Origin of the sequence: Cohnella zeiphila, assembly GCF_014212055.1 — a bacterium.
Classification (GTDB): Bacteria; Bacillota; Bacilli; order Paenibacillales; family Paenibacillaceae; genus Cohnella; species Cohnella zeiphila.
The window spans coordinates 245,583-258,792 of record NZ_JACJVO010000009.1 but is presented as its reverse complement, the minus strand read 5'-3'; the positions used below and the strand labels follow the sequence as shown (position 1 = coordinate 258,792).

The 13,210-nt window shown below is 60.2% G+C and carries 8 protein-coding genes; 2 read left to right on the top strand and 6 right to left on the bottom strand.

Annotation, left to right across the window (positions count from 1 at the left end):
• Positions 1–71: 71 nt before the first annotated feature.
• The 4 genes from H7C18_RS08345 to H7C18_RS08330 all read right to left on the bottom strand — a co-directional run bounded on the left by H7C18_RS08345 (position 72) and on the right by H7C18_RS08330 (position 8,715).
• The gene (locus H7C18_RS08345; protein ID WP_185128565.1) at positions 72–2,003 is read right to left on the bottom strand and encodes a cache domain-containing sensor histidine kinase; all 1,932 of its coding nucleotides are present in this window, start codon (positions 2,001–2,003) and stop codon (positions 72–74) included.
• Positions 1,912–3,549 (bottom strand): helix-turn-helix domain-containing protein, encoded by a 1,638-nt coding sequence (locus tag H7C18_RS08340; RefSeq protein ID WP_185128564.1) that lies wholly within the window; start codon positions 3,547–3,549, stop codon positions 1,912–1,914. The genes H7C18_RS08345 and H7C18_RS08340 overlap by 92 nt, the downstream gene beginning before the upstream one ends.
• A 130-nt stretch (positions 3,550–3,679) precedes the next feature.
• The gene (locus H7C18_RS08335; protein ID WP_185128563.1) at positions 3,680–6,565 is read right to left on the bottom strand and encodes a beta-galactosidase; all 2,886 of its coding nucleotides are present in this window, start codon (positions 6,563–6,565) and stop codon (positions 3,680–3,682) included.
• Positions 6,562–8,715, bottom strand: coding sequence for a beta-galactosidase (locus H7C18_RS08330; RefSeq protein ID WP_185128562.1), 2,154 nt, complete (start codon positions 8,713–8,715; stop codon positions 6,562–6,564). Before H7C18_RS08330 ends, H7C18_RS08335 begins: the two co-directional genes overlap by 4 nt.
• Positions 8,716–8,958: 243 nt before the next feature.
• Between H7C18_RS08330 and H7C18_RS08325 the strand changes: the two genes are divergently transcribed.
• Positions 8,959–9,186 carry an alpha/beta-type small acid-soluble spore protein gene (locus H7C18_RS08325; RefSeq protein WP_185128561.1) on the top strand — a complete coding sequence of 76 codons (228 nt, stop codon included), beginning with the start codon at positions 8,959–8,961 and terminating at the stop codon, positions 9,184–9,186.
• 74 nt (positions 9,187–9,260) lie between these two features.
• Positions 9,261–9,779, top strand: a complete 519-nt coding sequence (locus H7C18_RS08320; RefSeq protein ID WP_185128560.1) for a DUF3231 family protein — start codon at positions 9,261–9,263, stop codon at positions 9,777–9,779.
• A 41-nt stretch (positions 9,780–9,820) separates the two neighbouring features.
• On the opposite strand, the gene H7C18_RS08315 is transcribed toward H7C18_RS08320, so the two are convergent.
• Both H7C18_RS08315 and H7C18_RS08310 read right to left on the bottom strand, forming a co-directional pair.
• The gene (locus tag H7C18_RS08315; RefSeq protein ID WP_185128559.1) at positions 9,821–11,449 is read right to left on the bottom strand and encodes a response regulator; all 1,629 of its coding nucleotides are present in this window, start codon (positions 11,447–11,449) and stop codon (positions 9,821–9,823) included.
• Positions 11,424–13,190: a sensor histidine kinase gene (locus H7C18_RS08310; RefSeq protein WP_185128558.1), complete on the bottom strand. Its 1,767-nt coding sequence runs from the start codon at positions 13,188–13,190 to the stop codon at positions 11,424–11,426. Before H7C18_RS08310 ends, H7C18_RS08315 begins: the two co-directional genes overlap by 26 nt.
• Positions 13,191–13,210 lie beyond the last annotated feature (20 nt).

The window sequence follows — 13,210 nt, the reverse complement described above, 5'->3', positions numbered from 1 at the left end:
TCATCATCCATTCTCGGTTTTGTTTCTATTTGAATTATAGAAATCGCGGCCCCGGCAAAACATGAACGATTCTACGGTTTTTGGACTTCGTCCTCCCGCACCTTCGGAATGCGCATGCCGACCCGGGTGCCGACGCCTTCCTCGCTCTCGATGGACAAGCCGTATCGCCCGCCGAAGTGCAGCCGAATCCGCTTGTTCACGTTGGGCAGCCCGATGCCTTTCCGCTCCCCCTCGACGTGCTCCAGCCGGATTTTGCGGTTCAGCTCCGCCGTCCGTTCCAAGGACATGCCGCCGCGCGTGTCGGCGACGACGAAGACGATGTCGCTCCCGTCCTCGCAGACCGCGACGCGGATGTCTCCCTTGCCGGACTTGCCGTGAACGAGCGCGTTCTCGATAAGCGGCTGCACGATGAACCGGAGCGTGAGATACCGCTGCGTCTGCTCCGGAACGTCGAACGAGAACGCCACCTCCTCCCCGTACCGGAAGTTCATGATGTTCGCGTAGTTCCGGACGAAGGCGATCTCCTCGCCGATCGTCCAATACGGCGACGGGCTGCTGTAGATCGGCCTCAGCATGCTGCCCAGATTCGCGACGCATTCCACGATGTTCGTGGCCCCGGCGACCGCGGCCAGCCATTTGATCGTGTTGAGCGTATTGAACAGGAAGTGGGGGTTGATCTGCGATTGCAGCGCCTCCAGCTCCAGCCTTCTTTTCTCCCGCTCGGCTTCTTCGTTCTGCTTCATCAGCTCCGCGATGCCGACCGACATCCGGTTGAACTGCTCGGTCAGCTGGCCGATCTCCCGGTTCGAGGCGCGCGGCAGCATGAGGCCGACGTGGCCGCGCCCGACGTTGCGCATCCCTTTGATCAGCTCCTGAAGCGACCCCATGATCCGGTACATCCAGAGGGAGGAGAGCGCGGCGATCAGAACGACCGACAACGCAAAAACCGCCGCGGTAAACCGTTGAATCGCGACGGCTCCTTGACTGTACAGCGCGGAGGGCACTTCGTTGATCAAGATCCAGTCGGGATCGCTCATCCGGTAATAGAGCACCTGCTCCTTCGTGCCGTCCCGCTCCGCCCGGAAGCTGCCGAATCGGAGATCGCCCGGCTCGATCTTGTTCCCGAACAGGTAGGAGCGGCCGATGTCCGCTTCGTTCGAGCTGGAGATGACGACGCCCTTGTCGTCGACGATGCCCATCGTCCCGTTCCCGCCTTGCAGCAGACTGCCGTAAAGCGAATGGAAGTAGCGCTCCTTGATGTTGATGGCGAGGACGGCGTTCACCGGAAGGATCGCGCTAATCTCTCGGCTGTCCATCGAGGTGATGCCGCGCAGCGCCGAGATGAGACGATTGTTCGACGAAGCGTTGGCCAGCGGCGTCCGCATGAAATTCTGCGTGACGATGCCGCCGGTCCACAGCACCACGTTCGGATAGTTCGTCTTGACCGTGAGGTAAAGCGGGTTGGCGTAGAACGGATAGTCTTTGCCGAGCACGGCGCTGCTCTGATTCTGCGTCGGCGTGCCGCCGATCACCATGCCGTTGTCGAGGAACAGGTACATGGAATCCAAATAATCGTAATTGCTGAAATATCGCGCCATCAGCTTGGTGATGTCCTGCGAGAACGGCACGAAGTCGGCGTTGGACAAGCGCTCGCTGAGCAGGAACGTCTGCACGTCCGTCTCATAGATGAACGTGTTCGCGTACTTGTCCACCTCGTGCATCAGGTTCTGGACGTTCGTCTCGATCTGCCGGAATTGGGCCAGACTGGTGTCCTCCATGCTCGACTGCAGGACGGACATCGTTTTCCGGTAGCTGTAGTACGAGGTAGCCGACAGAACGGCCAACGTGACGGCGACGAACGACAGAATGAGCTGCGTCTTCAGCGAGATCCGGTCCAGGCGGAAGCGTCGCTTAGCGGTCATGACCGTCACCCGCTCCCGCACCGCCGGCGATCCGGTCGTGTACCCACAACCGGCGGAAGCCGTTCGGACGGACGCCCACATGCTTCAGGAACATCCGGCTGAAGTAGCTGTCGTCGGCAAATCCGGTTCGTTCGGCGATTTCGTACGATTTCAGGTTCGTCGAGAGCAGCAGTTCCTTCGCCTTTTCCAGCCGTACCCGGTTTACGTAATCCGTAAAGTTGACGTTCAGCTCCTTCTTGAAAAGGCCGCTCAAATAATTGGGGGACAGCTGCAGCCATTCGGCCAGCTGAGGGAGGGAAATGTTCGTATGGTGGTGCTCCTGCACGTATTGAACGGCTTGCGCGATCTCCTTGCTCAACCGTTTGCGGCTGCCGCGCATGTCCGCCAGCTCCGTCAGGTAGCGTCCGAACGTCTCGCAGATCTCGTCCAGCGTCTCGCCTTTCCGGATCGCTTCTCCGTATTCGGCGATCAGCATGGCCGCCTCCTGCGCACCGACGTCCTCCCGCCCGGCAGGGGCGTGCAGCAGCCGGACGAACAGCTTCCGCACGTCCGCTTCCGAGCGCAGCTGACCCGAGGAGACGAACTTGTCCGCGATCTCCTTCAGGTCCCGGCGCATCCGGTCCGTTTCGTCCGCCCCGCCGCCGAGCAGTTCGTCCAGCTTGCGCCCCGCCCCTTCCGTCGCTTCCCGCTCCGGCTGAAGCTGGAACAGGATGTGCCCGGTTCCGTGGAAAAACTTGCGCTTCGCCGCTTCCAGACTCTCGCGATAAAGCGCCTTCATGGAGACGTATTCGTTGCGGATGCCGCTGACGCCTATCGTCACCGACACGTTGAAAAACCGCTTCATCACCTTCTGGATCTGCTGCAGCAGCCAGACGAGCTCCTCGTGGATCTTCGCCTCGCTGACCACGTCCGGAAAGCTGAACAGCAGCAGATAGCAGCGGTCCCCGTCGGAGATCGCCTCGCCCCGCTGCGACTGGTCGAGCTGCTCGTTCAGCACGTTCAGGATGGTCGCGCGGATGAGCTCGCCCTTCTCGTCGCGAAACTTCTCGCGGACCTGCTCGAACCGGTCGATCTCCATCCGGCAGACGACGAGCCGCTCGGGATGCAGGCGCAGCTTCAGCTTGGCGATGTGGCGCGTGAATTCTTCTTCGGAGTACAGCTGGTAGAAAACATAGTTTTTGAGCACGTTCTCTTTCAAGTAATCCGGATTGCGGATAATCCCTTTGTTCGCCTCGATCGACTCCCTCACGCCGAGCTCGTCCTTGACTTGGGTCAGCACGGACGCGATCTCCTCCGCGGTCATCGTCAGCTTCAGCATGTAGTTGGACACGCCCATATTCATCGCCTGACGGACGAGATGGAAATCTTCCATGCAGGACAGGATGACGATCCGCGTCCGGCTGTCGACGCCGCGAATGCGCCGGATCAGCTCGAGGCCGTCCATCTCCGGCATGAGCAGGTCCGTCACGATGATGTCGGGGCGAAGCCCGCCGTTGTACAGCTCCCAGGCTTCCCGGCCGTTCGCCGCGTCGGCGCACACCGACATGCCGTATTTCTCCCAAGGTACGGTGTTTTTGAACCCGAGCCTGACGAGCATCTCATCTTCGACGATCATGACGTTCAACATCGGCTCACCTCGTCCCGTTCGTTCGACTTCCGACGCTCCTGTTCTCCGTCTCTGAACCCTATTCGATGCGCGCCCGTCCGCCTCCTGCATCGAGACGACAATCCCGGAAAGCCGCAATGCTTGGAATCGATCAGCGCTTATCCGAAGGCATGGCGCCGCTTGCCGGGCTCCAGCGGTTCGCGGTCCACCGCCCGGCTTCTCCGAAGACGAGCGAGACGCCTTGCGGCGCCAGCCCCAGCTCCTCGAACAGCACCAGCCGGTTGCTCTCTTGCATCCACGACCGCGGCAAGCAGTACCGCCGCTGCGTGCCCCCGAAGCGCCAGAAGCGCCCGACGTTGCGGCCGTTCAGATAGATTTGCCCTTTGAACATCTCCCCGACGTCCAGGAAAACCGGCCGTTCTCCGCCCGGCATGGGAAAGCCGGCTTCGAAATAAGCAGGCGTCAGCGCCTTGCCCTTGCGCAGCACGCGGCTTCCCACCGGCAGCAGCACGACGGCTCCTGCCTTCTCCGCCTCCCGGTTCTTCACCTCAAGCGAGGAGACGGCGATATCCCCGGTCTCCCGCCACCGCTTCCAGCGCCAGTTCGTCAGTTCCCCGGAACGGGGAACCGTATAGACCGTCAAATTCTCCCGCACCGCGTCCGCCACCGTCTCGGCGTATTGGATGCGCACCGTGCATTTTCGGCCGGACGCCCGGTCCGGCAGTCTCCAGGTCAGCCAGCGCTTGATCTGGGCGAACATCGTCCACGGCGATTCCGGATAGGAGAGCGGCAGCACGTCCTCGCCGTCGACGGTCACCCATGCGTGCACGCCGTGGATCGAGAGGAACGCCAGCCGGCCGGCGCCCGCGTCCAGCTCGAACTCGACGGCCGGCAGCGGCGCAGGCTCGCGATAGAAGCGGCTGTACAGGAAGCGGAACGCTTCCTCCGACACCCGCTGCGGCGCGACTTCGCGAAACGAGCCGACCGGAACCCGGCGCGAGCCGACATAGACGGGGCCGCGAAGGCCGACCGGGACCGGAACGTCGTAGTTGTGGCCCGGATCGTCGGACAGGAAGACGAACTTGTTGCGGCCCTTCGCGACGGGAACGGTCAGCTCCTCGAACGCCCAGTCCGCCGGATGGCCGTAATCGTCCCTCATCCGGACGCTGCGCCGATCGGCATGCGTGCCGCAGTAGCTTCCGTTCGCGAAGACCGACACGCGGTTCGGCGCATGGCTGACGAGCAGCGTCTCGACGCCTTCTTCGGCGCTTTCCCATTCCGCCGCGTACCAGACGTAGCCCTGCGTAACGCCCAATTCCTCGTGGGAGCAAGGCTCCGGAAGCGGCTGCCAGCCCGCCGCCGCTCCGGCGGCGAGAAGCGGGCTGGCAGCCGATCTCCAGCCGTTCAGAGCGGGAGGCTCGATCGTTTCGGGGACGTAGCGGAGCGGGAGCGAGGCCGGCTTGCCGCCGGCGTCCAAATATACGGAGCTTGGCGTGCCTTCGCCGGCCAACAGCTCCCAGGCGCCGTCCCGGTTCCGTTCCCCCGCGTAATCGGGCCCGAACGCGACGGAGCCGTCCTCCAGGATCCAGCATCGTCCGGCCATCTCTTCGTCCGCTGCGACAAGGGTGATGCCCCCCGCTTCCCGCGCTTCGACTTTCCGCCTGCCGACCGGAATCCGCACGACCTCTCCGTTCACGCTGACGACGCCTTCCGTGCCCGCCGGGCCGTACAGGAGAAGCGCCCGGCGGGATTCGTCCCGGGCCAGCAGCGTCAAGTTGCCGTAATCGACCGTCGCCGTCCCGCCGAACAGCTTCAGTCCGACGGGCAGAACGGCCGCCTGCGCTTCGCCCAGATGAACCGTCAGAACGGTCCCGGCTCCGGCCCCGGGCAGCTCGACGGCAATCTCCTTTCGGCCGTCATGCGCGGACACGAACGCCATCGCGCCGTCGCGGCCGCGGCGCACGACGAGCCGCACGCCGTCCGGAACCCCGATGCCTTCCCGGTCTTCGCAGCTTTCGCTGTCCGCGAGAAAATCGGCGAATTGCCCGGCGAACAGATTGGCCGGCCGGATCGCGTAATACTTATCGGTCAGCAAGCCGCCTTCGCCGACCGGATAGCCGGAAGCGTAGGAGGTCGCGATGTTGCAGCCGCCCCCGAATCCGAAGTTCGTTCCGCCGTCGAACATGTAGTAGCAGACCTGAGCGCCCGCCGACGCGTACTCGTATGCGGCGCGCGCCAGAGACCGCCGGTCCGGCCAGTCGGACACCCGGTCTCCCCAGTGCACCGGCGCGCCGCTCCAAAATTCCGTCACGACGACCGGAGCGTCGGGCTGCTTGCGCTTCAGGTCGTACACCGGATCGACGACGACGTGATGGTTGTACGTCAGAATCGTGCCCGGCTCGAGGATCTGGTCCTTCTCGTCGACCGAATCGTTGATCCGCACCGTCGTCTCCGAATCGCCGTGGACGTTGCAGGCGAGAATCGGCACCTCGATGCCGTGCTTGCGAAACATCCCGCCGATCCTCCGAATATAGCGGCGCATGGAATCGTCCCAGCCGCCGGGATACTCGTTCTCGTTCTGCACCGTCAGCACCGGTCCGCCCCGCGTGATCTGGCGCTCGGCGATGATCGGCAGCAGCCGGTCGAACCAGCTCTCGAGCGCGGCCATATAGACCGGGTCGTCCTCGCGGAATCTGAGGACGGGCTTGGCGCAGAGCCAGGCGGGGATGCCGCCCCCGTCCCATTCGCTGCAGATGTACGGGCCGGGACGAAGCATCGCGTACAGGCCCAGCTCCCCGATCAAATCGATATAGCGGGCCAAATCCTTGTCCCCCGCGAAATCCGCATCGCCTTCCGTCGTCTCGTGGAAATTCCACGGCACGTAAGTCGCGACGGCATTCAGGCCGGCGCGTTTGGCCCGCAGCAGCGCCGGCCGCCACTCTGCCCGAGGATGCCGGAAATAGTGAATCTCGCCCGCCGTCAGCCAGATGCGCCGGCCGGCCGCCAGAAAGGACTTGGAGTCGTATGTCACGTTCATCTAGAAAGCCCCCTTTCTCGAATCGGAATCGTCTTCACTTCCATCGGGCCCAGCGCATGCCTTCCCAGATCGACGTAAGCGCCGTCCGACCCGCGGACCCGCAATCCCGCTTCCAGGGGAGACGAGAACAGGTTCATCGCGAACAGCATCGCGCGATCGCCGTCGCTCCGCAGCGAAGTCCAGACGTTCGGATTATCGCACCGCACCGCGGGCGGCGGGCAGCCGAGCTCCTGCAGCACATGCTCCAGCATGCGAAGCTGGGCGAGCTTGGCGAACTTCCATTGCAGCCCGAGCCATAGCACGCAGCCTCCGCCTTCGTATGTTTTTTTCCACGCGACCGTACGCCCGCTCGTCTCTTCCCGCGCGATCGCCGCGGCGCCGGACGGCATCTTCGAGGCGGCCCACAATCCTCCGTTCACATGAACGCGCCCTGCCGGTCCGACGCGAACGTCCGGATACGCATCCGTCAAGCGTTCGATCGAGGCCCCCTCCAGGAAATCCGCGAGAATCCGGCACGGCTGATAATGTTCATCCATGACCGGAAGGACCGGGGCGAGCAGCAAGCGCCCTCCCTGCTCGACGAACCGAACGAGCCGCCGCTGAACGGATGCCGCCATGTTGTCCGAAGAGGCGACGAAAAGAGGCTGATCCGTCAGCCGGAGAAGTCCGTCGCTCGACAGATCGGCCGTCCCCGGCGAATAGGAAGCGCACAGCGAGGTGATCGCAAGCCCTTTGTGCAGGAACGTCCAGGCGTCGGCGCTGCCGAAGCCGGAATCGCCGGCGGCATAATATTTGCTTCTCGGCAGCTCGCGGTCGAGTCCCAGGCGGAAGTCGCCGATCCGCTCCGCCTTCGCCAGCCATTCGTTCTCTTGCAGGAACAAGCCAAACTCCTTCAGCACGGCGTAATGGGGCCGTACCGCGTTGTCCGGCGCGATGGACGCTTGATAATCGTAGATCTCGCCGTCTCCGCCGATGCCGTCCGGGTTATACCCGCCGGTGAAGACGTAATAGTTCAGTCCCTTCATGCCGAACGCCAAGTTCGTCCTATAGCAGCACTTCAAATCCGATGCCGTAATGGGCGGCCAATCCGCGGCGCTGCCGCCGGGCAGTTCGAACACGGTGGGCGGAAACCCCATGTGCCGCAAGCTTTCGAGCGAGAGCAGCGCGTTCAGCGCGTATTTGGGCGTCGGGTTGTTCGCGTTCCAGTCCAAGTCGAGGTTGTAGTAATGATCGGAGCCGAGCAAAAAACGATTCCCCAACGCTGCGACGGTCTCGGCATGGTAAGCGTTGGAGCCGGGGTTCGCGGAATTGTGGACGAGATCGCAGTCGATGCCCGCGTCGCGCATCCAGCTCGCGAGCGTCCGGGCATATTCGGCGACCGTCCCGAAGTAGAAATCCTGATAGTCCTTGATCCGGCGCCGGTCGCATACGTTTCGCGGGGAAGACGGATCCGCCGGACGCACGTCCGCGAACCGGGCATAATCCGTTCCGTAAGCCGCGTTGAGCGCCCGAATGTCCGGATACCGGCGCATGAGAAAACGGGGATACCGGCCGTCCTCCCGGCCGAACCCCATCGTATTCGGATGATAGTCCCAACCGCCGAACCATTCGTGGATGCCGGTCAGCTCGTTGTCGAATTGAACGAAAGCGACGGGCCCTCCGCGGCTCGTCGTCCAGCGCGCCAGAATCGGGCAGACCTCATCGTACCAGCGCTTGGCTTTGGCCAGGAAAAGCGGGTGCAAGTAAGAGACGGAGTCCTGGACCATCGGACGGCCGCCGAGATCGCGAGCAAGCAGCTCCGGATAGGACTCGCAGAGCCAGCCCGGCAGACCGCAATATTTCATCTCGGAATATTGGTAAGGCCCCGGACGGGCGATCACGAAGAGGCCCTGGTCCCGGCACAGGGCCAGAAAGCTCTCCAGATCCCTCTCCGGCGCGTCGCCGAAGCGGATGTCCCCTTCCGCCGGTTCATGCAGGATCCAAGGGATATAGGTCGCCACGCAGTTGCCGCCGGCTTCCCGGAAGCGGCTCAATCGTTCTTCCCAATCGTGCCGCGGAACGCGGAAATAATGGAACTCCCCCGATACGAGGAAGCCCGGTTTCCCGTCGATGACATAATGCTGCGCATTCCATTCGATAGCGTGGGGCACGGCTTCGTTTCTCTCCTCCTCGCGGCCCGATCGCGGCGGCCGCCCAATGTGCACACCCATTGTAGAGTCGCCGGGGCGCGGAGGACATGAACTTTTCTACGATATTTGGACCGTACCGGTGCCCGCCGCGCCGAGATCTCCGCGCGAAAAAATTTTTTTGGTCGATCATTGGATTTTTCGATAAATTTTTGCGTAAAAGGAAGCTTCGGGAAGCATAATACGATTCAAACGGAGGTGATTCAAATGGCAAACGATCGCAGTTCCAATCAACTCGTTGTCCAACAAGCCCGCGCAGCCCTGGATCAGCTGAAGTTCGAGGTCGCTCAAGAGCTCGGCATTCAGATTCCCCAGGACGGCTACTACGGCAACATGATCACGCGGGATACCGGCCGCATCGGGGGTAACATCACCCGGCGCCTGATCCTCATCGCCGAGCAAAGCTTGGCAGGCAGCCAAAGCAACTGGAGATAAACCGAAAAGAGCAGCGAGGCTGACCCTCCTGCTCTTTTTTTGAGAAACCGACAACGGAAAGGGAGGAAACGAACGTGGGCATTCTGAGCGGCAATCCGAAAGACGAGCCTATGCACTACGGAGAAGTGTTTCATGCGTGGAGCTTTTCCATGGCGGCCAAAGGAATGATCTCCTGCTACCAGACATTTCACAACCATGCGGGAGATCCGGATTTGAAAAAGCAAATCGAGGATATGATCAAGCAAGCGAAAGAAGAGGAGCAGGACTTCGACAAGCTGCTGCTCGCCAACGACATCGCTCCGTCGCCTTCGCCTCCGGATAAGCCGAAGGCAAATCTGGCGGACATTCCGGTCGGCGCCCGGTTCAGCGATATGGAGATCGCCGCGGCTCTCGCCATGGACAATTCCGTGGGCTTGACGGCTTGCAGCGCGGCCATGGGGGCCTCCATCCGCGAAGACGTCGGCGCCCTGTTCGCCAAGTGCCATGCCGCCAAGACGGCGCAGGGGCTCAAAATCCTGCGCATGAACAAGGAAAAAGGCTGGCTCGTACCGCCGCCCCTTCAAATGAAAAGGCCGGAACCGGCGAACGCGTAAAAGAGGTCCCGCGGAACCTGGATAAGGGTCCGCGGGATTCGCTACATTCTGGAAGCATCCCGATATTCCTGTGGCGTTACGCCGGTCGCTTTCTTGAAAAACCGGGTGAACGACTGAGAAGCCTCATAACCGACCCGAACCCCGATCTCCAGCACCTTCAGTTCGTCGTTCCTCAACAGCTCTTTGGCCTGTTCAATTCGGGCGTGTTCGATATAGTCGGACAGATTGACGCCGCTCTCTTGTTTAAAGAGGCGCGATAGATACGACGGATTGAAATGAATATAGCCGGCAAGACGGACCAGCGACAAATCCTCGTCCAGATGTTCTTCGATGTAAGCACGAACCTTCGATATCGCTTCTGCCGCGCGGTTTCGTTCGCCTGAACTCCTTATCTCGAAGAGCGTTTCCGCAGTCTTGCGAAGGAACGCGAACGCTTCTTCCCACGAAGAGAATTCGTCGCGGCGCATAAGGGCCGAGACGCCGGCCACCTGATTCCCCAGCTCCCACCGGTTGATGTAAGACAACAAGACAAGCGAAATCGTATAGTACAGCTCAAGCAGGTACGATGCGCCGATTTCCCGTTCCGACCCGGTCAACTCGTCGAAGAGCAAGAGGAATTCGCCGCGCCTTCCGGCATCCAGGTGTGCAGCGAGCGCGTCCGACTTTTCCCGCGGCGAACGCTCCTGGTTAGAACATGCGCCGTCCGTTTCATCCAGGGTCGCCGTCCGGACCATCAGGGCGCCGTCGCCGGTTTTACGTTGCCGTTGCCGTCTGATTTTATCATAGATCGAAGACAGCTCCTTCCAATCGCAAGGCCGATCTCTCAGCGTGACGGCGACGGAGATGCCCAGACTATCCATGCACGCTTTTTGGAACAGTTCAAATTGGCCCTCCAAATACGGAAGAATAAATGCTCCTCCCTCCGCTTCGTTCCCATCCGTTCGGTCGGCCGACGGCTGGACGAACCAGACCGGATCTCCGAAGCGGTCGATCATGCCAAGGCTCCGGGCCTGGCCGGACAGAAAGCTCTCGGCCAGCAGCGTCACGGCCAAAGCCGATTCCTGACGATTGGCATAAGACGAAACGGAAGTCGAGGCATGGGAAAGTTCCCCCTGCGCCATGTAAACCGGCTTCTCGGCGTCAAGCGGAATGTTCAGCTTGCGGAAGTCCTCTCCCAGGTTCGACGGAACCGGCTTCGCGCTGTTCAGCAGATGCCGGAAATACTCCCCTCTCGCCAGAACCTCCAGCGTATTCAGCTTCTCTTGAGCGTGCTGAACCATTTCGTCCTTGCGCAGGCTGTCGTCCAGCTCCGCCACCGCTGCGCTAACCGCTTGAATAACCTTTGGATACCCTTCGCTCTTGAGCAGATATTGAACGCCGGGCGTCTGAATCGCCTGGTACACGGAGTCGAAATCGCTGTAGCCGGTCAGGAAGATGACACGGCAATGCGGCCAGTCTCGCTTAATGATGGACAGAAGCCGTATCCCGTCGATCCCGGGCATCCGAATATCGGACAACACGATATCGATCCGGGTCCGGTGCAGCCAGCCCAACGCTTCCTTGCCGGAATAAGCTTTGCATAGATCCAATCCCATGTTGCGTCCGTTAAGCGTCTCGTACAAGCCGTCGGTAATCATCTCTTCGTCATCGACGATCAAGAGTCGGTACATCAGCTTGTCCCTCCCATGGAAAGTAAAGCGTCGCTCGAAGACCACCCAGCTTGCTGCGGGCCACGGCTACTCCGCCTCTTTCGCCGAACGTTATCGTTAATCGGCGATGGATATTGACCATCCCCGTAGTCTCCGCGTATTCATCCCGGTTTGCCAAAGCCATTGCTATTTCGCTTAGCTTCTCATCCGTTAAGTCATCTCCGTTATCCTCAACCATGATACGGAGTTCGTCGTTTGCGATCTCGAAGCGAACGACAACCAACCCGTTTTCTTCCTTACGCTCCAGGCTGTGCTCGAAAGCGTTCTCGATTAACGGCTGCACGATCAGCCGCGGAACCCTCACCTGCCCGGCTTCTTCCGGAAGGTCCTCAAAGCGTGCCCGTATTCGTCTAGAGAATCGTAGGAGCTGGATCTCCGTATACGTGCGGGCATGCTTCATTTCCTGAGCGAGCGATATCTCGTCGGAGGCGCTGCGAGTCACGAAGCGAAAGTATTCGCCAAGTTGAATGGTGAATTGTTCAACCCGTTCCATATCCCCCGTTCGGGCCATCGTGTTCAGGATAAACAAACTGTTGAATAAAAAATGAGGATTGATTTGCGATTGAAGCTGCTTCAGCTCCGATCGCTGCGCCAAGAGCTTCTGGCGATAGGCCTGGTCAATGAGCGAACGAAGGTTCGAAACCATCTGATTAAACCGGCTGTACAAATAGCCGAATTCATCCTTTGACGCATGAGTGATGACCTGATCCAAATCGCCGTTCTCCACGCGCCGAAAACTCTTCACGAGCCGAAGCAGCGGCTTATGAATGAATTTATAGGTCGACATCGTGTATAGGGCTACGATAACGAAGGCCGCCGCCGCAAATAACCAAGCCCATGTATAGAACTTGTCCAACGGTTTGCGGATCACTCCCGACGGAATGAACCGGTAGATCGCCATATTCAGCTTGTCTGAACTTGCGTAAACGGTATAATACAAATGCCCTCCGAATTTGGAGGCCCCGTAATCGTCGGAATTCTTTCGTTGCCCGATGTAGGAGGAAGCTTCCTGCAGAAAAGACGTAACGGAACCGCTTGCGAGCTGAATATTGCCGCTTGCCGAGACGAGCAAGGAGCCGCTTCCCGAATACGTATTGAATTGGGTCAGCGCTTCTTTCAGCTTCTGCTGGTCCAGTTCGATCTCCACGATAAACAATGGTTGCCCCTTCGGCTTGCCGCTCGGCTTGGATGCGCTGAGGTACAGCCCGTTTTTCCACTCGATGATTTGGGAATTCCGGCTGCCGTAAACGGAACGGATGGCCTCATACCGCTCCTCATCAAGCGGACTTACGCCGTCGACGGAAGAGATGGTACGGTCGATCGGATGAATGTAGACGCTTACTTCTTTAATGTAAACGCTGCTGTTTTGAATAAGGTAAAGACGGTTGCGAAGCGAATTCATTTTCTCGGTCTTTTCGATGACCCCCATTCGATTCCAGAGGAGCGTCAGCTTGTTCAGGTCTTCGTCTTCCAGCAGGCCGAACTGCAGCAATTTGATTCTTTCGATCTCGTTCTCGAGATCGGTCAGATAAAAAGACGTCTGGGAGACCGCAGTCTTGGCGATATCCTCTCTCGCCGTGTGGATCGACCACTGGTAAAGGTATACCCCCAGAATGATGAGAGGCATCAGAATGAGAAGAAACGTAAAGATCAAACGAAGAAACAGGGTATTGCGAAAAGAGAACATCGGCGAATTGAACATGGTCATGCCTCCAACCGTTA

Bases quoted from the DNA above. Each gene is read 5' to 3' on its own strand.
- H7C18_RS08335 (WP_185128563.1), bottom strand. From the start codon at position 6,565: ATGAACGTGACATACGACTCCAAGTCCTTTCTGGCGGCCGGCCGGCGC.
- H7C18_RS08325 (WP_185128561.1), top strand. From the start codon at position 8,959: ATGGCAAACGATCGCAGTTCCAATCAACTCGTTGTCCAACAAGCCCGC.
- H7C18_RS08345 (WP_185128565.1), bottom strand. From the start codon at position 2,003: ATGTGGGCGTCCGTCCGAACGGCTTCCGCCGGTTGTGGGTACACGACC.
- H7C18_RS08310 (WP_185128558.1), bottom strand. From the start codon at position 13,190: ATGTTCAATTCGCCGATGTTCTCTTTTCGCAATACCCTGTTTCTTCGT.
- H7C18_RS08315 (WP_185128559.1), bottom strand. From the start codon at position 11,449: ATGTACCGACTCTTGATCGTCGATGACGAAGAGATGATTACCGACGGC.
- H7C18_RS08340 (WP_185128564.1), bottom strand. From the start codon at position 3,549: ATGTTGAACGTCATGATCGTCGAAGATGAGATGCTCGTCAGGCTCGGG.